Below are 18,124 nucleotides of genomic sequence, written 5' to 3'. Positions count from 1 at the left end.
ATGTCCAAAAACGATCGCTCCATCGATGATCAACTTGCCGAGCTGGCAGCAGATACCGGTGAGCACCATGTAGCTGTCACGTTCACGCTCAACGAGGTGACGAACACCGTCGTTCTTCCCTCCCGCACTCTGGCTTCGGATGCCATTCGTCACCACCTCCGTAAGACGGGCACGCACGTGGGTTGTGAACACGGCGTGTGTGGTGCGTGCACCGTGCTGCTCGACGGAAAGCCTGTTCGATCCTGCCTCGTCCTCGCGGCCAGCCTCGAAGGTCGATCGATCACCACCGTCGAAGGCCTCGTCGAGCCGGACGGCACTTTGCATCCGGTTCAGCAGGCGTTCAAGGATTGTCACGGTCTGCAGTGCGGATTCTGCACTCCGGGATTCGTGACGACCATCGCGGCATTTCTCGAGGAGAACCCCAACCCCACGCGGGAGGAAGCTACCGACGCGATAGCGGGAAACCTCTGCCGTTGTACGGGGTACCAGAACATCAGGGCGTCGGTTCTGCGCGCAGCCGAGATCAAGCGTGAACGGGCCGGGCAGTTCCCGCTCGGAATCGACGACGCGTCCACTCGGGAGGCGTTGGATCGCAAGGTGCGGGGAACAACGAATCCTGTCGGAGGACGGGCGGGTAAGGCATGAGTACTCCGGTCAAACCAGCAAAGCGCAACGGGGCGAAGCACCCCGCTTCCGATCATTCGACGGCCGATCATTCGGTTGCCGACGACGGCAAGTTCTTCGGTAAACCGATTCCGCGCGAGGAAGATACGCGTCTGCTCAGCGGTCAGGGGCGATACCTCGACGATCTGGGCCACAACGCGCTGATCGCGGCATTCGTCAGGTCGCCGCACGCTCATGCGCGAATCATCGACATCGACATCGACCAGGCGCTGGAAGTGCCTGGTGTGCATGCCATCTACACCTACGAAGATCTCCTGGCCGACACGCCGGAAATGGCGGAGAACCTGCCACTGCTCATTCCGCATCCGGGAATCATCGCTCCGCGCAACGGGTATCCCCTCGCGAAGGACGAGGTGAAGCATGTCGGCGAAGCCATCGCCATGGTGGTCGCCGACAACCGGTACATCGCCGAGGACGCTTGCGCGAAGATCGACGTCACCTACGAGGCGCTGAAGCCTGTAGTGGGGATCGACGTCGCTCGCACCGCCGCGAACGCCGTCCACGCAGACGTTCCGGACAACGTCGCCGCTCACCTGCAGCACGGGTTCGGAGATCTGGATGACGAACTGGCCGCCGCGCCGCACCGACTGACGCTGGATCTCGAAATCGAGCGTTCGGCTTCCATGCCGATGGAGGGCAAGGGCGTCTACGCACGTTGGGACGGTGACGAGAACACCCTCACGTTCTGGACCTCCACCCAGACGTCCACGTCCGCCCGCGCCGCAATCGCCGCGCGATTGGGGATGGCGCTGAACAAGGTTCACTGCATCGCTCCTGACGTCGGCGGCGGATTCGGCGTCAAGATCGTTCACCCGTGGCCCGAAGAAGTCATGATCACGTGGGCCGCTCGACGCCTCGGCCAGGCCGGTATCTCCTGCGAGGTGAAGTGGGTCGAGGATCGCCGTGAGCACTTCATCTCGAGCGCACACGAGCGCGGGCAGATCCAGAAGGTCGACATCGGATTCGACGACGATGGTCGTCTGTTGGCGTTCGACTTCACGTTCTGGCATGACAACGGCGCTTACCTGCCGTACGGGATCATCGTCATGATCAACACCGCGACGCAGGTTCTCGGGCCGTACAAGCCGAAGTCGTTCCGGGTCAACGCCTATTCGCTTTACACCAACACCGTGATCGTGACCCCGTACCGCGGCGCCGGACGTCCGCAGGCCGTGTTCGCGATGGAGCGATCCATGGACGCCATCGCCAAGTACCTGAACAAGGACAAGATCGCGGTGCGGGAGGCGAACTTCATTCGCCCCGAGGACATGCCGTACGACTTCGGCCTGATGTTCCAGGACGGACGCCCGTTGATCTACGACACGGGCGACTATCAGGCAGGCATCGAAAAGCTCAAGAAGCTCATCGACTGGGACGGATTTCCCGAGTACCAGAGGAAGGCTCGCGCCGAAGGTCGGTCGGTCGGAATCGGTATCGGTGCGTACGTCGAGGGAACCGGACCCGGACCGTACGAGGGTGCGCACGTCGTGGTCGAGACGTCCGGAAAGGTCAAGGCCGCAACAGGCTTGACGACGCAGGGGCAGGGCCACCAGACCGCGTTCGCCCAGATCGTTGCGGACGACCTCGGAGTCAAGGTCTCCGACGTCGAGATCGTCACGGGTGACACCCGCCGGTTCGGTTATGCCGTCGGCACTTTCGCCTCGCGTGGTGCGGTCATGTCAGGTTCGGCCTTCCACGTCGCAGCGCAGATGGTCGCGGAGAAGGCGAAGAAGATCGCGTCCGGAATCCTGGATCTGCCGGAAACCGAACTGGAACTCCGGGAAGGGCACGTGTGCAAGATCGGCACCGAAGCCGGAGTGGAGGGTACGTCCGTACCGCTGAGTGTTGTTGCCGTGCTGTCGAACCCGCTACGATATGCGTTCGACCGTGAGTCGAAGCTGGCCACCGGTTTCGCCAAGACCGACACGGACATGTCGAAGCCGCCGATTCCCGAGGGTGAGCAGCCCGGTCTGGAAGCAACCGGCTACTACTCGCCGCCCAGTTCCACCTTCGCTTCGGGAGTGCACGCGGCGATCGTCGAAACCGATCCCGTGACAGCCGAGATCACGGTCCGTCGTTACGTTGTCATCCACGACTGCGGAAACGTGATCAACCCCCGCATCGTCGAAGGTCAGGTCATGGGCGCCGTCGCGCAAGGTATCGGCGGCGCACTCTACGAGCGGATCGTCTACGACGAGCACGGGCAGATGCTCAACGCGTCGTACATGGACTTCTTGATGCCGTTCGTCACCGAGATGCCGGATTCGCTCGAGATGGATCACACCGTCACGCCGTCGGGACTCAACCCACTCGGAATGAAGGGTGCCGGTGAGGCGGGTGTGATCCCCACCAGCGCCGTCATCGCGGCTGCCATCGAGGACGCCGAAGGAATCTCGATCACGTCCATGCCCATTTCACCGTCCGAACTGTTCGAACTTCGACTCGCACACGCGGGTTCGTCATCAGAGGAGAATGCATGAGAATCGCCGGCACCGCGCAGCTGACGGCACCTCGCGAAGAGGTCTACGACAAGCTCCAGGACGGTCGTGTACTGGCCGCGACCATTCCCGGTGTGCAGTCGCTCGAGCAGCTCACGGACAATCACTACAAGCTCTCCATCATGGCGGGGGTCGCGTCGATCAAGGGCGTCTACGACGGCGAGGTTGTTCTGTCGCAACAGAATCGGCCTAATTCGTTTGTCATGACGGCTTCGGGGGCGGGTGCTCCCGGCACGGTGAAGGCGGACGTCACGGTCACCTTGACGGAGAACGAGGGTGGCACGCTGCTTTCGTATGACGCCGACGCCGTGGTCGGCGGGATGGTCGGCGGCGTCGGGCAGCGCATGATCACCGGTGTAGCCAAGAAGATGGCCGGGGTGTTCTTCAAGAGCATCGACGGCGTCATTGCCAACGGCATCCCCGAGAAGGTCACTGCCGCCGTGGCGGCGGCGGTACCGGCAGTGGCGGTCGAAGGCGCGCCGGTAGTTTCCGGAGCTGTCGCGGCACCGGCGGTTCTTCCGGCCGCTGCACCGACAGCGGGCAGCACAGATGCTCGCACGGTGATGGTCAGCGCCGTCGTCGGCGCAGCCATTGCTTTGTCAGGTGTTGCTATAGGCGGATTCCTGGCGCGTTCTGGTTGTCGCAAGTAGTTCACTCAGGTGTCAACAGCTGATTCACGATGAGGGAAACGCCCCGAACCGACCAGGTTCGGGGCGTTTTTCACGTCCGCGTAACCCGCGGGGGCGCCGGCGAAGATCCGCTCGTGATCGTGCGCCGAACCTTGGTCCCCCGATTCGGCGAATTGTGACAAAGAATCCGCTCTTCCGAACCTGTGGAATAGCTCTACACGTCAGGTACGAGCCACTTACCGGCTAGGCCGCAACCGTCGATCGGTACCAGACGAGACGAGCCAAAGATCTCAGGAGGAAGCGTGGAACCCAGGAAGATTCGGGTCGGTATCGATACCGGCGGAACGTTCACCGACATCGTGGCAGTGGACGACGAAACCGGCGCCATCGTCACCACCAAGACCCCGTCCACCCCGGCGGACCCCGCCGAGGGCTTTCTCGCCGGTATCGAGAAGGTACTCGCCAAGCTCGGTGAGAGTGGCGACTCCATCGGTGCGGTCAGCCACGGCACGACCGTAGCGACGAACAAGCTGCTCGAAGGCAAGGTCGAGAACCTCGGCTTCATCACCACCGAGGGCTACGAGCACGTTCTCGAGATCGCTCGTCAGTCGGTGCCGGACGGTTACGGCAACTCGTACTTCTGGGTCAAGCCCGAACGCATCGTCCCCGCCGATCGTGTACGCACCGTCGGTGGACGCCTTTCCTTCGACGGCAGCGAGATTCGTCCGCTCGACGAAGAGAGCGTTCGCAGCGCAGCGCAGTTCTTCAAGGACCGCGGGATCCGGACCATCGGCGTCTGCCTCATGCACTCGTACGCCGATCCGACGCACGAGGAGCGCGTACGCGACATCCTCTTCGAAGTTTTCCCCGATGCGACGGTGAGCATCTCGAGCCAGGTGCTGCGTGAGTACCGCGAATACGAGCGGTCCATCACCACACTCGTGGACGCCGCGGTCAAGCCGAACATCCGCAACTACGTGAACAACATCGCCAATCGTCTGCGTGAGTTCTCGACCACCGACGGTGAACCCCGCGACATCCCGTTCTACGTCATGAAGTCCAACGGCGGTGTCCTGTCGGCCAAAGAGGTTGTTCACCAGCCTATTACGACAGTCCTGTCGGGACCGGCCGCCGGAGCCCTCGGTGCTGCGCTGATCGCCGACGCCGCCGGCGTCGAGCAGGTGTTGACCTGTGACGGCGGCGGAACGTCGACGGATGTCACCGTCGTGGTTCGCGGCGAGCCCGCGCTGACCACCGAAGGGCGAGTGGGCAACTACCCGTCGAAGATCCCGATGATCGACGTCGTGACCGTCGGCGCCGGTGGTGGGTCGATCGCGTGGATGACGCCGGAACACACCCTCCGAGTCGGCCCTCAGTCGGCCGGCGCCGATCCCGGACCGTTGTGCTACGGCAAGGGCGGCAGCGAACCGACCATCACCGACGCGCACGTCCTGCTCGGTCGCATCCCACCCCACCTGCTCGGTGGCGAGATTCCTCTCGACACGGAATTGGCACGCAAGGGCCTCGAAGAGCTTGCAACACAGCTCAGTCTGGGCTTCGAAGAGTGCGCGGTCGGCGTCCTCGAGGTCTCGGCATGGAACCAGGCCAACGCCCTGCGTCAGATCACCGTCAAGCGTGGCCTCGACGTTCGCGACTTCACCCTCGTGACGTTCGGCGGTTCCGGCTCCCTGCTCGCCTGCCGTCTCGTCGACATCCTGGGTCTGAAAGACGTTCTCGTCCCGCTCAATCCGGGTAACGTCTCCGCGTTCGGTCTGCTGACGGTCGATGTCCGCAACGACTACGTCCAGACGCACGTCAGTCGTCACGACCGGTTGAAGGCTGAAGACCTGCAGAGCCAGTTCGACGCGCTGGCCGGCGAAGCCGAGATCGCGCTTGCCGAAGAGGGTTTCGACGAGACGCAGCGCAAGTACTCTCGCACTGCGGATCTGCGTTACCTCGGTCAGGCCTTCGAGGTACGCGTCCCGGTGGCGGAAGGTACCGTCACGACGCAGATCATGGACGACGCGGCCGAGGCGTTCCACCAGGCGCACCGCGAGCTGTACGGCTACGACTTCCGGGGAGACCCGTCGCAGCACGTGGAATGGGTCAACCTGCGCGTGAGTGGCATCGGCCCGATCAAGCGTCCGACGCTCAAGGAGATCCCGGCCGGCACCGGCGCCGACACCGCTCGAACCGGTTCGCGTCAATCGTATTTCGACAGCTGGGTCGAAACGGCCACCTACGATCGCACACTGCTCGGTGCGGGTGACGTCATCGAAGGACCGGCCGTGATCGAGGAGTTCAGCTCGACTGTCCCGATCCATCCCGGATTCTCGGCACGTATCGACACCTTCGGGAACATTCGTATCTCGAAGTCTTCCGACTCGAACGGAGTGAAGTGATGACCGCCATTCTCGATGCTGCTGCTGCCACCGCGGCCAAGCCGTACCGACTCACCGCTACCGACGGCGCGTCACCTGATCCGATTCTGGTCGAGATCGTCGCCGGTTACCTCGCCAGCGTGGAAATGGAAGTCGAGACCTCCATTTCGCGCACCTCGCGTTCGCCGATGATCCGTGACGCTCACGACTTCCGCGCGGGTATTCACGACCGGAACCTCCGCAAGCTCACGGGCCGTTCGTATTCCGCACTGGTTCATCCGATCGCCCGGGACTTCCCACTCGAGACGATGAAGCCGGGAGACGTGTACTTCCACAACGACGTCTACCTGTCCGAAGGTGGCATCGGCCATCTCCCCGACCTCTGCGTCACGGTGCCTGTCTTCGCCCGCGTCACTCCCGATGCCGAGCCGAAGGTTGTTGCGTTCGTTCAGGCATTCGGTCACCACGACGACATCGGCGGTTGCTGCCCCGGCTCCATGCCGTCCGGCGCCACCACGGTGTACGAAGAGGGACTGATGGTTCCGCCGATCAAACTGTGGGACCAGGGAGTTCCCAACGAGGCGGCGCTGCGCATCATGACGCGTAACTCCCGCATGCCCGACGCTCTCGCAGCCGATCTCGACGCCGAGTGCTCGGCGTGCCTGATGGGTGCGCGCCGACTCACCGAACTGTTCGAGCGCTACGGCGTCGACACCGTCGAGTCGTGCTTCGACGCGATGATGGACGCGACCACCGAGACGTACCGCCGCGAGATCCTCAGCAAGATCCCGGTCGGTGAGTACACGTGGGAGGACTACGCCGAGCACGACGGCGTCGACGAACCGATGCTCCACATCCAGCGGATCACGCTCACGAAGACGCGGCCGGAGGACGAGGGCGGCGAGCGACTCATCCTGGACTTCAACGGAACCGGACCGCAGGCAAAGGGCCCGATCAACCACTGTGGTGACTACGCGGACGGAAACTTCCTCATCAAGTGGTTGGCCCCGATTCTGCGTAACCTCGCGGACACCCCGGAGCGCATGGCCGAACTGGATGTCAACGAGGGCGTCGTACCGCTGATCGAGATGAAGTTCCCCGAGAAGGGAACATTGATCACCCCGATCTTCCCTGCCCCCACCAACGCTCGCACGTTTGTCATCCTCCGTCTGCTCGGAGTGCTGGCCGGCGTCGTGGCCAAGGCTGTGGACGGCAACATGCCCGCCGATCAGGAGACCATCAGGTACACCGGTGTGTACGGTGAGGACTTCGAGGGTCACTCGTATCTCATGCGTGAGGTGCTCGGCGGAGGTTCCGGCGGACGCTACTACGCCGACGGCGAGGACACGATTCACGTCGTTCCCGATTCACGGAACCTGCCGACCGAGTTCACCGAGAGCCGTTTCCCCTTCATCGTCGAAAAGCTCGGTCTGGCCATGGATTCGGGCGGAGCCGGACGTTACCGCGGCGGCTTGGGATACGAGAAGCACATCCGCATGCTCAAGGATGCTCACTTCATGTCCATCGCGGACCGTTCGATTCTCGCATGCTGGGGAGTCAAGGGTGGCAAGGCCGGTCGGCCGTTCTCCGTCGTCCTGGATCCGGGTGGACCGAACGAGCGTGAGTTCGACGCGCTGACCGATGCCGAGCCGATCAAGGCCGGCGAGGTCGTACGGATTCGCACCACCGGTGGTGGCGGTTGGGGAGATCCACTGGAGCGCCCGATCGAGGAGGTCTTGCGAGACATTCAGTGGCGCAAGGTTTCCGTAGAGGGTGCACGCGACGACTACGGCGTTGTCGTTGTGATCGAGGGTGACGAGCCGACCGTCGACGAGGCTGCTACCACGGAGTTGCGGGATCAGTTGCGCTCGGAACGCGGTGAGAACGAGCCCTTCTTCGATCGGGGTCCGGGCTACGCGCAGCTTTCGGGTGGCGCCACCTCAGCGGTCTACGACTACGTCTAGGACGGAAAACTCTCATGGAGAACGGAATTGCTCGCGGCGCCGACATCGCGGTGATCGGCGCCGCGGGTAAGACCGGTGAGGCCGTCGTCGCAGCACTGCCGCCGAGCGTGACAGTTCGGCGACTGGTGCGAAAGGCGCGTGTCGACGGGGACTTCGAGGTAGAACTGGAAACCGGAAGCGGACTGCGCAAGGCGCTCGCCGGGTGCCGAGGCGTGTACTTCATTGCCCCGAACGTCCATCCCGACGAGCCCGCACTGCTTCGCAATGCGCTGACGGCAGCGGCATCGGCGGGAGTGGAGCACTTTGTCTATCACTCCGTCGCGTGGCCGTTCAGCCCGTCCATGCCGCATCACCTGGACAAAGCCAGGTGTGAGGACGAACTGCATCGTTCACCCTTGAAATGGACTGTGCTGCAACCGTGTGCGTACGCGCAGAATTTCGAGGCGGTACTCACGGGCCGATCTGACACCATCGTCCTGCCGTACAGCGCGGAAACGAAGTTCTCGTTCGTGAGTCTGGCGGACGTGGCGGCTGTTGCCGCGGTCGTACTGAGCGAGGGCTCGGGTGAACATCACGGAGCGACGTACGAGGTGGGCGGCCCGCAAGCTCTGAGCGTCATGGAGGTGGCACAGATGGTGGAAAAGCAGACGTCACGGACCGTCGCGATAGATCAGATCAGCGTGGATCAATGGCGCGAACAGATCGGCAGCAGCCTTGACGTCAACGCCAGCTCGCGTCTGGCGGCGATGTTCGAGTTCTACAACCACCACGATTTTCTTGCCGGCAGCGCGGCCGTCGAACTGCTTCTGGGTCGCCGACCGATGGCCGTCGAGAGCCTGATTCGCTGAATCCGGCTACGAAATGCCTCCTGCCGCCCAGACCACCAGTGGGGGCAGGGCGGCCAGGATCAGGCAGACCGTTCCGTTGAGCCACTTGTGCTCCACCGTGACGGCGGCGAACTCGCGCAGAATGGCGCTCGGCAGGTAGTACCGGGCGGTGTGGGAACCGATGACTTCCGCATCCAGATCGAGGCTTCGGGCAAACGTCGCAGTTCGGAGGATGTGGAAGTTGCTGGTGACCAGCACCATTCGAGGCTTCGTGGTGTTGGCACGGAGAAGGTCCCTGGTGTACTCGAGGTTCTCGAGCGTGGTGGTCGAGCGGTCCTCGAGAATCACGCTCTCGCACGGTATCCCGTGATCGACGAGGTAGACGCACATTGCGTCCGCCTCGCTGACCACCTCGTCCGAACCCTTCCCGCCGCTCACGACCAACAGTGGTGAACGTCCTTCGCGGACCTCGGCGCGAAAGACGTCGGCCGCCTTGTCCAGACGGCTGGCAAGCAGGGGCGTCACGTCGGCGCCCGAAAGCCCGGCGCCGTGAACCACTATCGCGTCCATCCCGGGCTGGTACTTCTGGCGTCCGTAGACGTAGGAGTAGAGCAGAAAGCTCGTGAACAGAAACCCCAGGTACGACGCGACCAGGCTGAACGAACCGAGAACGACTGCGAGCCAATATCTCTGCGTCAGCAGCGCTGATGCGAGCAACACGTAGGGAACGAGCAGGCCGACTCCGGCGACGAGTGAGAGCAGATTCGCGACGCTGAATCCCTCGCGCCGCAGCATCGTGATTCCGTTGACGATCAGGAATCCTGCAAGCAGGAGCACCAGCAACGGCGAGAGCAGAGCGATCGTCGCGATGACGAACGACGGGACCTCGGTGCCTGGCGCACCCGACTGCAACATCCACAGACCGGTGAAGATCAGTCCGAGAAGTAGATAGACGCCGTTGCTCAGCCTCCGTCGATCCTGCCTGAACCGGTAGCCGCAGAATCCGAGCAGCGCGAGGCCGATGAGGAGAAGGATCACGGAGCCAGCCTAGGCGAGGCGCTTACGACACGGGCGCCACCACCTTCGACTGCTGGATCGCGGACAGGACCCTGGTACGGCACTCGATGAACAGTGGGTCTGCCTTGGTGGTCAGTTGATCTCGAGCTCCGGTCAACGGGACGTCGACGATGTCCTGCATCAATGCCGGAGTTCCGCCGAGGACGACCACTCGATCGGACAGGTACACCGATTCGTCGACGTCGTGGGTGACGAGGAGGACGGTGATGCCAAGATCACGCTGAAGCGTCAGCAGCAGGTCTTCGAGTTCCGCGCGGGTCTGCGCATCGACCGACGCGAAGGGTTCGTCCATGAGGAGTACCTGCGGCCGATAGGCGAGAGCGCGAGCTATCGCCACTCTCTGCTGCATTCCGCCGGACAACTGCCAGGGGTAGGAACGCGCAGCACCGCCTAGACCGACAACGGCAAGTGCATCGCTAACCCTCTCGTTCTGAACCTTCCGCGCCAGACCGTTGCCCCGTAGCGGCAGGCGAACGTTCTCGCCCACTCGAAGCCACGGCATCAGTGTGCGTCCGTAGTCCTGTGACACGAGAGCCAGCGTGGCCGGCGGTGCATCGATCGCGATCCCGGCGATGCGGACCTCACCGGTGGTCGGCTTCTGCAGACCGGCGATGCAACGAATCAGCGTGCTCTTGCCGATGCCGGAATGGCCGACGATGCAGACGATTTCTCCGGGTGCAACGGACAGATCGATGCCGCGGAGCACTTCGCGGCCGGTGGGACCGCCGTAGGTCACCCCGAGGCCGCTCAGTTCGACTGCGGGTATCGATGCCGCAGATTCTGTGGATGACATCAGTTTCCTTTCACTGCGAGAGCGTCGTGGGTCCGCGGCTGCCATCTGAGCAACCATCGTTCGATCACGCCGTATCCGAGGTTGAGCACGTATCCGATGATTCCCAGCAGGAGAATTCCGGACCACATGTCGGCGATCGCGAAGGTCTGTTGCGCGACGATCACGAAGTGACCGATTCCTGCAGTGGAGACGTACATTTCGCTTCCGACCATGATGACGACACCGATCGCGAGACTGGTGCGGATACCGACTGTTATCTGCGGCATCGCTCCGGGGAGGAGTACCTGCGTCACCAGGAGGGGTGTACGGATCCGGTAGCTGCGCGCCACCAATCGGATACTCGGGTCGATGGAGCGAATGCCGTCGAGGGTGTTGAGGAGTATCGGCCAGACCGCGCCGAAGGCGATGGCGGCAACGTTACCCGTCGAACCGGTTCCGAAAACGATGAAAAGAGCGGGTAATACGGCCAGCGCCGGAATAGCGCGGAAGAACTGGAGAAACGGATCGGCAATGTCGGCAGCCAGCGGGAACAGTGCCAGCAGGAGACCGGCGCCGACGCCGACCACCAGTGCCACGGCGAGACCGAAGGCAAGGTTGGTCAAGCTCGGTACGACATCGTGGGCGAATCCCGGACCGAACCAGTTGTCCACAAACGCTTTCCAGATACGCGACAGCGGCGGGAAGTAAGGCGACTTGCTCGACTCCGAACCGAAGTACCATACGACGACGATCAAGATCGGCAGCCACAACTCCCACGCGAGGAGTCGAAGTCCTGACATCATCTTCACGTCGTCATCCTCCTCGGGATGTAATGCCAGGCAAGTAAACGATTCTCGATCGCCATCACGGCGAAGGCGAGCAGCATTCCGAGTAGTCCGGCGACGATGATCAGTGCGAACATTCGATCGGGGACGGATTGGCTCAGCAGGATCTCCTTACCGAGTCCCGGCACGCCGGCGATCAATTCTGCACCGATGGTCAGCAGCAAGCTCAGTGTTGCCGAGATGCGAATCCCGGTGAAGATGTAGGGCATCGACGCCGGTGCGACGACGAGAGCGAGCCTGCGCCACAGTGGAAGTCGGAAGGATCGTGCGGTGGCCAGCAGTTCCGGGTCGACGTTGCGCACACCGTGAATCGTCTGGAGCAGAATCGGCCACACACTTACTGCCACGATCAGTGCCACCGCCATCCGTTGCGTCGGGCCCATGATCAGCAGAAAGAGCGGAATGATTGCGAGCGGCGGAACGGTTCGGCAGAAGTCGATGACGAAGCGGGAGGAGACCGTCAGGAACGGGTGCGCGGCAAGCAGCAGCCCTGCCGGGATTCCGATCACCAGGCACAGCGCCAATCCGATCGCCGTGGTGGTCACCGTTTGTCCCAGTGATGTCCACAACGAGGACGTGCCGAGTTCGTTCACAAAGGCCACTGCCACGTCGCTGAACTTCGGAATACCTTTGACGTCCTCGTCGCCGAGCATTCCGAAGATCTGCCAGACGGCTGCCAACGCGAAGAGCGTCAGCAGCCGACCGAGCAGAACCTGCCTGCGGCGAGTCTGCAGGGTTGTCAAGGCGGACAACTCAGTTGGCCGGGGTCAGCAGGGATTCGGCCTCGACCGAATCCGTCAGTACCCCGTACTTGACCAGCAGTTCGATCTCCGTGCCGAGAGCACCCGGTTCCACTACTGCGACGAACTGAGGATTCTTGCTGTTGGCCAGCATTTCGAGCGGAATCTTGGCTTGCGTCGAGAGTGCAGCCTTGACCGCGCCCGGATTCTGATTGGCGTAGTCAACTGATTTGGCAAGCGCGGTACGGAATTTCGCGAGTGAGTCAGGGTTCGCATTGACAAACGATTCCGAAGCGACCAGCGAGGTCCCTGGCACACCGGGTGCGGCCAAGGGGAAGGGGTGGCCGAGGATCTTCAGCCCCGAGTCGGTTGCTTTACTCAGGAACGGATCGATGAGGAATGCCGCGTCGGCCCCGCCGGTGGAAACCAGGTCGCCGAGGTTGGGCATGGGCGCCTGAATGAACGAGACCTTGTTCGCTGCTCCGCCGGATTTCTCCACCGCGGCAGAGATGACTGCTTCGCTGACGGACTTCAAACCGCTGATCGCGACGGTCTTGCCTTCGAGGTCACGGAAGCCGCTGATGGAACTGTCCTTGGCGACCACGAGACCGGACTGGTCGACGCTGTCATTTGCGGCAAAATTCGTGAGCCCGCCGACAATGGTGACGGGCATGTTCTGGCTCCGTGCTTGAATTGCGGCAGCGGCAGTCGTGGCTGCCATATCTGCATTTCCGCTGAGCAGCAACGGAATTTGAGCCGAGGAACTAGCGCCGCCCTCCACGAGTTGGATGTCGAGTCCCTCATCGGTGAAGTACCCCTGCTCCATGCCGAGCCAAATCGGTGCGAAGTCCGCGATCGGCTGAGGTGCGATTCGAATCGTGGTGGTCTGGGTGCCCCCGTCGTCGGAGGCCGTGGCGTCGCTCGAACAGCCTGTCAGTGCCAATGCCGCGGTCGCGACCGCGGCTAGGGCAACAACTCTGAACCGTGGTGCCGACCGAAGGGTAAGTCCAACCGTCATGTCCGAAAACCTCTCGCTGGGAAAGATATGACTTCCTTGCCGGTAATCCGGTGGGAAGGTGAAGACGCTCAAAGAATTCCGTATGCCGGAACGATTGTTGTGACTATAGTAATTTCCTAGGCGAATGCCAAGGGTTTTCCAAGAACACGAGATTTCGGATCGCCGGGTACATCCACGGCACCGGGAGGGGATCGGATGACGAAGGGTTCTGCGTCCGCCGTCGACAAAGCGCTGGATCTACTCGAGGCCATCGCGCGCTCGACCACGCCGATGAAGCTCAGCGAACTGGCAGAAGAAGTCGGGATGCTCCGCCCGACTGCGCACCGAGTGCTCGGAGAACTCGCGAACCGTGGTTGGGTCTTCCGCTACGACGGTCGCTATCTCCCCGGCCCGGCTGCACTGCAGGTTTCCCACGAAGCGGCAGCGCATTCGTTGGCGGCCTTGTGCGATCCGACCATGCGGGTGCTGTCCGAGAGCACGGACATGATGGTGAATCTGCAGGTTCTCGAGAGCGGCGGGACGCGGATCATCGCGGCCCTGCGTCCCGAGCGACTCAAGATGATCACTCGTATGCTCGGGGATCTGCTTCCGCCGCACCGGTTCGCGGGTCCGCTCGCGTTGGTGGCGGCACTCGAGGACAACACCCGGGCGCCCTACCTGGCGATGGTGGAGAAGAGTGGCTATCCACTGGAAGGACCCACCGGCTTTCTCGCCGACATCGCCGAGACGCAGAAAACCGGATTCGCCGTTGTCCACAAACGATCTCAGGACATCATCGGTTCGGTCTCGCGTGCAGTGTCTTCCCGCAAGGGGTCTCCGCTCTGTGCGTTGACGGTGATCGGTTTCGATACCGACTTCGATGCGAAAACGACGCGAATGGTCGAAGAACACCTGCTGCGGGCCACCGATGAAGTGCAGCAACTCCTCACTGACCACACTTCGGGCAAGCGCCCGTCCGACACAGGAGAATAAGGATGATTTCACGGACCGAGGGCTTCATCACCGTCGCAGACGGCGAACGGGTCTGGTACGAGACTGCCGGCGAGGGCCCGGATCTGATTCTCACGCACGGTCTCGGCGGAAATGCGGCCGTCTGGTACCAGCAGGTGCCCTACTTCGCTCAGCACTATCGGGTGATCAGCTGGGATCAGCGAGGATTCGGCCGCTCTACCAACGAGAACGGCAACCACGGCCCGGTAGCGGCAGTCTCTGATCTGATCGAAATCATGGACCTGTTGGCGGTTGATCGAGCGCACGTGGTCGGCCAGTCGATGGGCGGTTGGGCCGCATTGGGGACCGCGATCGCTGTTCCGGACCGGGTGGAGTCGGTAGTCCTGGCCTGCACGACCGGCGGCATTCCCGTCGGATTCGGTCCGGACAGCGCACCTCCCCTCACCGCAGCACCCGTCACCGCGCGGCCCCTGGGGGAGCATCCCGCTGTGGGCGGACGGTTGCCGAGCTTGGACATGGCGAGGGCATACCTGTACCAAGCTCTCGGCACCTTCGGCCATCGCCCACCTGACACCGAGTTCTTCCGAATTCTCAAGGCCCACAACTATTCGGTGGCCGAACTCGCGGCGGTGGCTGCGCCGGTTCTCCTGATCGCAGGTGAGCTGGACGATTTGATGACACCCGAGCGGATTCGCGGCGCCGCCGAGTTCCTGCCTCACGCCGAAGTGGTCGAGCTTGCCGACCGCGGCCACTCCCCCTACTTCGAGGACCCACACGCGTGGAACGAGTTGGTGGCGCACTTCCTGGCCGATGTTCGTGCGCGCCCAGTGCACTGAAACGCCAACTCGTCACGCATATTCCAACTCCGAGGAGATCTAATGGATTCATCTCAGACCGTCGAGTTCATCCCACCCGCTTTCGATACGCCGTTCTCCACCGGAGTGCGCGTCGGAGACGTTCTGTATCTGTCGGGTCAGATCGGCATGCTTCCCGACGGGACCTTGGCAGACGGCTTCGAAGCGCAGGCTCGCCAGACGATGGAGAATATCGTGGCTTCGCTGATCGCCTACGGTTCCGGTGTCGAAGCGATCTTCAAATGCACTGTCATGCTTGACGACATGTCACGTTGGCAGGAGTTCAACAAGGTCTACCTCGAGTACTTCCCGGCGTCGAGACTGCCGGCCCGCAGTGCGTTCGGAACAGACGGACTGGCGCTGGGTGCGCACATGGAAGTCGAATGCATGGCCTACACCCCGCGGGTCTGACTGCTCGCGGGCACTAACCGTCCCAATCCACACGTTCAGCCAGGCGCAGCAATGTGCGTCGGCGTGTAGTGCTGGTTTCGCCGATGTGCGCGATCCGGCCGTAGATGTGGGCGCGGAAGTTCTCCACGCCATCCCGATTCTGTTCCTGCGCAGAAGTACTGGCGGCGTTGTGCAGCAGGGCACGCAAGCGATCGTAGTCGTCGCGCGGATACGAGGGTTGGTCGTTGATCACCAACCCGGTGAGGTGTTGGCGTCGATGAGGGCGCATTACCTTGGTCTTTCGTGGATGGATGGCAAACCCTTCGTCCCCGGCGATCTGCTCGACCGTCCAGAGGAGGGTGCCGACGTCGGCTACTTCGATTCCGGAGAACGCGAGGTCGTCGGCGTATCGGGTGTAGGTGAGCCAGTTCGCTTGTGCGAGTCCACTCAAGCGGATGTCGAGTTTGCGTGCGACGAGATTCGCCAGTGCAGGAGAAGTGGGTGCGCCTTGCGGAAGATGCGCGGTGCGTAGCTGTGATGCCTGTGCATACGGTAGGCCGCGCAGGGTATCGGCAGGTGTTGCAACAGTGCACAATCCGGTGAGAACGCCTGCCACTGCGGGTGGATAGCCGAGGGCGGCGAAGACGGCATGAACGCGGCTGCCGCTGATCGAAGGGAAGAACTGCGCGAGGTCCGCGCCGATCACGATTTCCGACTGTGCGTGCGGCGCTGCAAAAGTCAGAGGGCTTCGACCACGGACAAATCCGTGTGCCGCGTCGTGCGGGGGCACCAGGTCGAGGATGCGGCGCAGGATCTTCCGCTGAATTTCGCGCAATCGGGGTTTCGGTACCTCGAGGAGGCGAGCGCCGGCCTTCTTGCTGATCTGCATCGGCCGGTAGTGGCGTAGCGGTCGGGGTTTCGTGCGGAGCCATTCCCCTCGGTCGGCGAACCACTCGAGTTCGGAGATCGTCAGATCCAGTGAACGAGCCAGGTCCACACTGGTGTTGTAGCGGGGAACGTCGAACCGCCACACCGAGGTTTCATTGGTGTCCAGTGAGAGAGGAACAGGCCGCAGGCGAGGTAGTTCGCGAAGCAATCGATACAGAGTCTGCGGTTCGAACGGTGGAGCGGGCATGAGGTCGAGAACGCGCACGGCCAGGAGCGTCGGGGAAACGCCGAAGACGGTTCCGAATGCCTCCTCGAGGCCGCTGAGGGTCCACGGAGCGTCAGCGGCCGCAACGGCCAGACGACGCGCCAACTCGGGATCGAGCTCGAAGTCACGCATGATACGACTCCGGGATGCGACGGGGCGGGGTGACCAAATCCTTTGTCCGGTGCGGCGGCAAGCACGCGGAGCGTGCCGAACGCCGGTGGACGCAGTATCCAATTCTTCTGGCCGACCCAGGGGTTACCCCTGAGACTGGTCGCGTGGACCAACTCTCACCCACGCGCCGCCGCATTCCTTCACAATGGCAGACCGTTCGGTATCTGTCACGTGTGAAGCGGATCTGTCAGGAGTGGGTCCTCAGATCGACGAACGATCCGAACCGACGAACTCGCTGATCCACGGCACGACTGCTTCGCGGACGGTGACCGCTTTCGGCAGTAGTCCGTTGCTCAGCAGGAGATCGGCCGCGCGCTGCTGCTCGTCCAGGAACTCGTCGGTGACAGGGTTGACACCGAAAGGGCGTCCGCGCAGTGCAGCTTCCCAGGCATCGAGGCTCGCGGACCCGCCACGCTTCTCGACGTCGTCGACGAAGACCTGGGCGGCTTCGCGGGGGTTGGCTTCGATCCAGGCGTCGGATTCCTGCAGGGCCTCGATGATCGCCTGGAGGGCCTCCGGGTTGGTATCCGCGAAATCGCGCCGGGTGAACCACAGTGAGGGGTGGCTGAAGAGTCCGTCGGTGGCGATCAGCGTGCGCAGTTCGTGGTTCGCTTCGATGTCCGTCAGCCCCGGGTACGCGCCAACCCAGGCATCGATGGTGCCGTCGACGAGGTCCGCTCCACCACCGCGTACGTCGGTGTCGACGGGGACGATGTCGGACCAGGTCAGCCCCGCCTGATCCAAGGCGAACAACAAAAGTGTGGTCTGCCACGATCCGTGCGCGATGCCGACGCGCTTGCCGCGCAGGTCCTCAACCGTGTTGATCTCGGACTCCGCCTTGACTACCAGGCGCCCGTTCTCCACACGTGGGCCGGAGATTCCGATGTAGACGAGATCGCGGCCCTGGGCCAATCCGGTGACGGGCGGCGTGAATCCGGTTCCGATCACGTCGTATCCGCCCTCCTCGAACAGCCAGTCCGAGTGCAGGGTCGGCAAGGCGTTTTCCGGGTTCACTGCAGGCTTGGCGGGAAGCTCACGCAGGTCCACCCACTCGACATCGGGGAGACGGCGTTCGAGGAATCCGGTGTGGCGCAGTACGAACAGCGAATTGTTGTGTGGGAAGTATCCGACGCGAACGGTCATGAGATCTACGGTTTCCTGTTCTGAATC

General features: G+C 62.7%; 16 protein-coding genes. 9 read left to right on the top strand and 7 right to left on the bottom strand.

Translation table 11 applies throughout. The annotated features are described in order from the left end of the window. From RhoBH5_RS11340 to RhoBH5_RS11315, 6 genes are all read left to right on the top strand, one after another. Positions 1-645, top strand: a complete 645-nt coding sequence (locus RhoBH5_RS11340; RefSeq protein WP_003946048.1) for a (2Fe-2S)-binding protein — start codon at positions 1-3, stop codon at positions 643-645. After that, positions 642-3,164: an aerobic carbon-monoxide dehydrogenase large subunit gene (gene cutA / locus RhoBH5_RS11335; protein ID WP_054187234.1), complete on the top strand. Its 2,523-nt coding sequence runs from the start codon at positions 642-644 to the stop codon at positions 3,162-3,164. The genes RhoBH5_RS11340 and cutA overlap by 4 nt, the downstream gene beginning before the upstream one ends. Continuing rightward, positions 3,161-3,832 carry an SRPBCC family protein gene (locus RhoBH5_RS11330; RefSeq protein WP_054187233.1) on the top strand — a complete coding sequence of 224 codons (672 nt, stop codon included), beginning with the start codon at positions 3,161-3,163 and terminating at the stop codon, positions 3,830-3,832. The genes cutA and RhoBH5_RS11330 overlap by 4 nt, the downstream gene beginning before the upstream one ends. Before the next feature lie 281 nt (positions 3,833-4,113). After that, positions 4,114-6,213, top strand: a complete 2,100-nt coding sequence (locus tag RhoBH5_RS11325; protein WP_007735491.1) for a hydantoinase/oxoprolinase family protein — start codon at positions 4,114-4,116, stop codon at positions 6,211-6,213. Further along, positions 6,213-8,156, top strand: a complete 1,944-nt coding sequence (locus tag RhoBH5_RS11320) for a hydantoinase B/oxoprolinase family protein (protein ID WP_231782722.1) — start codon at positions 6,213-6,215, stop codon at positions 8,154-8,156. Before RhoBH5_RS11325 ends, RhoBH5_RS11320 begins: the two co-directional genes overlap by 1 nt. A gap of 14 nt (positions 8,157-8,170) precedes the next feature. Next, positions 8,171-9,004: an NmrA family NAD(P)-binding protein gene (locus RhoBH5_RS11315; protein WP_003945973.1), complete on the top strand. Its 834-nt coding sequence runs from the start codon at positions 8,171-8,173 to the stop codon at positions 9,002-9,004. Between the two features lie 6 nt (positions 9,005-9,010). Here RhoBH5_RS11315 and RhoBH5_RS11310 read toward each other — a convergent pair whose 3' ends face one another. Genes RhoBH5_RS11310 through RhoBH5_RS11290 form a run of 5 tightly spaced genes read right to left on the bottom strand, consistent with a single transcriptional unit; the run spans position 9,011 to position 13,435 of the window. Further along, entirely contained in the window at positions 9,011-10,021 is a 1,011-nt protein-coding gene (locus RhoBH5_RS11310; protein WP_270008292.1) for a YdcF family protein, read from the bottom strand. A 22-nt stretch (positions 10,022-10,043) separates the two neighbouring features. Continuing rightward, complete coding sequence (locus tag RhoBH5_RS11305; protein ID WP_054187230.1) at positions 10,044-10,853, bottom strand: ABC transporter ATP-binding protein; 810 nt, start codon at positions 10,851-10,853, stop codon at positions 10,044-10,046. Next, complete coding sequence (locus RhoBH5_RS11300; protein WP_218959922.1) at positions 10,853-11,635, bottom strand: ABC transporter permease; 783 nt, start codon at positions 11,633-11,635, stop codon at positions 10,853-10,855. Before RhoBH5_RS11300 ends, RhoBH5_RS11305 begins: the two co-directional genes overlap by 1 nt. A 2-nt stretch (positions 11,636-11,637) precedes the next feature. Beyond that, a complete protein-coding gene (locus tag RhoBH5_RS11295) occupies positions 11,638-12,420 on the bottom strand; it encodes an ABC transporter permease (RefSeq protein WP_180279665.1) in 783 nt (260 codons plus the stop codon). Positions 12,421-12,430: 10 nt separating this feature from the next. Continuing rightward, complete coding sequence (locus RhoBH5_RS11290; RefSeq protein ID WP_054187227.1) at positions 12,431-13,435, bottom strand: ABC transporter substrate-binding protein; 1,005 nt, start codon at positions 13,433-13,435, stop codon at positions 12,431-12,433. A gap of 195 nt (positions 13,436-13,630) precedes the next feature. Here RhoBH5_RS11290 and RhoBH5_RS11285 point away from each other — a divergent pair, with 195 nt between their 5' ends. The 3 genes from RhoBH5_RS11285 to RhoBH5_RS11275 are packed head-to-tail and all read left to right on the top strand — an operon-like array spanning position 13,631 to position 15,651. Then, complete coding sequence (locus RhoBH5_RS11285; protein WP_007735498.1) at positions 13,631-14,407, top strand: IclR family transcriptional regulator; 777 nt, start codon at positions 13,631-13,633, stop codon at positions 14,405-14,407. A 2-nt stretch (positions 14,408-14,409) separates the two neighbouring features. Then, entirely contained in the window at positions 14,410-15,222 is an 813-nt protein-coding gene (locus RhoBH5_RS11280) for an alpha/beta fold hydrolase (protein WP_007735499.1), read from the top strand. A gap of 42 nt (positions 15,223-15,264) precedes the next feature. After that, on the top strand, positions 15,265-15,651 hold the full coding sequence (locus tag RhoBH5_RS11275) for a RidA family protein (protein WP_003946047.1): 387 nt from the start codon (positions 15,265-15,267) through the stop codon (positions 15,649-15,651). A 13-nt stretch (positions 15,652-15,664) separates the two neighbouring features. Here RhoBH5_RS11275 and RhoBH5_RS11270 read toward each other — a convergent pair whose 3' ends face one another. Next, positions 15,665-16,915, bottom strand: a complete 1,251-nt coding sequence (locus RhoBH5_RS11270; RefSeq protein WP_081377614.1) for a reverse transcriptase family protein — start codon at positions 16,913-16,915, stop codon at positions 15,665-15,667. Between the two features lie 240 nt (positions 16,916-17,155). After that, positions 17,156-18,097 (bottom strand): ABC transporter substrate-binding protein, encoded by a 942-nt coding sequence (locus RhoBH5_RS11265; protein ID WP_054187226.1) that lies wholly within the window; start codon positions 18,095-18,097, stop codon positions 17,156-17,158. Positions 18,098-18,124 lie beyond the last annotated feature (27 nt).

Source organism: Rhodococcus sp. BH5 (assembly GCF_027583855.1).
Lineage (GTDB): Bacteria > Actinomycetota > Actinomycetes > Mycobacteriales > Mycobacteriaceae > Rhodococcus_F > Rhodococcus_F qingshengii.
This window is presented reverse-complemented; position numbering and strand designations above follow the sequence as displayed.

Bases quoted from the DNA above. Each gene is read 5' to 3' on its own strand.
- RhoBH5_RS11285 (WP_007735498.1), top strand. From the start codon at position 13,631: ATGACGAAGGGTTCTGCGTCCGCCGTCGACAAAGCGCTGGATCTACTC.
- RhoBH5_RS11315 (WP_003945973.1), top strand. From the start codon at position 8,171: ATGGAGAACGGAATTGCTCGCGGCGCCGACATCGCGGTGATCGGCGCC.
- RhoBH5_RS11280 (WP_007735499.1), top strand. From the start codon at position 14,410: ATGATTTCACGGACCGAGGGCTTCATCACCGTCGCAGACGGCGAACGG.
- cutA (WP_054187234.1), top strand. From the start codon at position 642: ATGAGTACTCCGGTCAAACCAGCAAAGCGCAACGGGGCGAAGCACCCC.
- RhoBH5_RS11305 (WP_054187230.1), bottom strand. From the start codon at position 10,853: ATGTCATCCACAGAATCTGCGGCATCGATACCCGCAGTCGAACTGAGC.
- RhoBH5_RS11265 (WP_054187226.1), bottom strand. From the start codon at position 18,097: ATGACCGTTCGCGTCGGATACTTCCCACACAACAATTCGCTGTTCGTA.
- RhoBH5_RS11290 (WP_054187227.1), bottom strand. From the start codon at position 13,435: ATGACGGTTGGACTTACCCTTCGGTCGGCACCACGGTTCAGAGTTGTT.
- RhoBH5_RS11300 (WP_218959922.1), bottom strand. From the start codon at position 11,635: ATGATGTCAGGACTTCGACTCCTCGCGTGGGAGTTGTGGCTGCCGATC.
- RhoBH5_RS11330 (WP_054187233.1), top strand. From the start codon at position 3,161: ATGAGAATCGCCGGCACCGCGCAGCTGACGGCACCTCGCGAAGAGGTC.
- RhoBH5_RS11270 (WP_081377614.1), bottom strand. From the start codon at position 16,915: ATGCGTGACTTCGAGCTCGATCCCGAGTTGGCGCGTCGTCTGGCCGTT.
- RhoBH5_RS11275 (WP_003946047.1), top strand. From the start codon at position 15,265: ATGGATTCATCTCAGACCGTCGAGTTCATCCCACCCGCTTTCGATACG.
- RhoBH5_RS11320 (WP_231782722.1), top strand. From the start codon at position 6,213: ATGACCGCCATTCTCGATGCTGCTGCTGCCACCGCGGCCAAGCCGTAC.
- RhoBH5_RS11340 (WP_003946048.1), top strand. From the start codon at position 1: ATGTCCAAAAACGATCGCTCCATCGATGATCAACTTGCCGAGCTGGCA.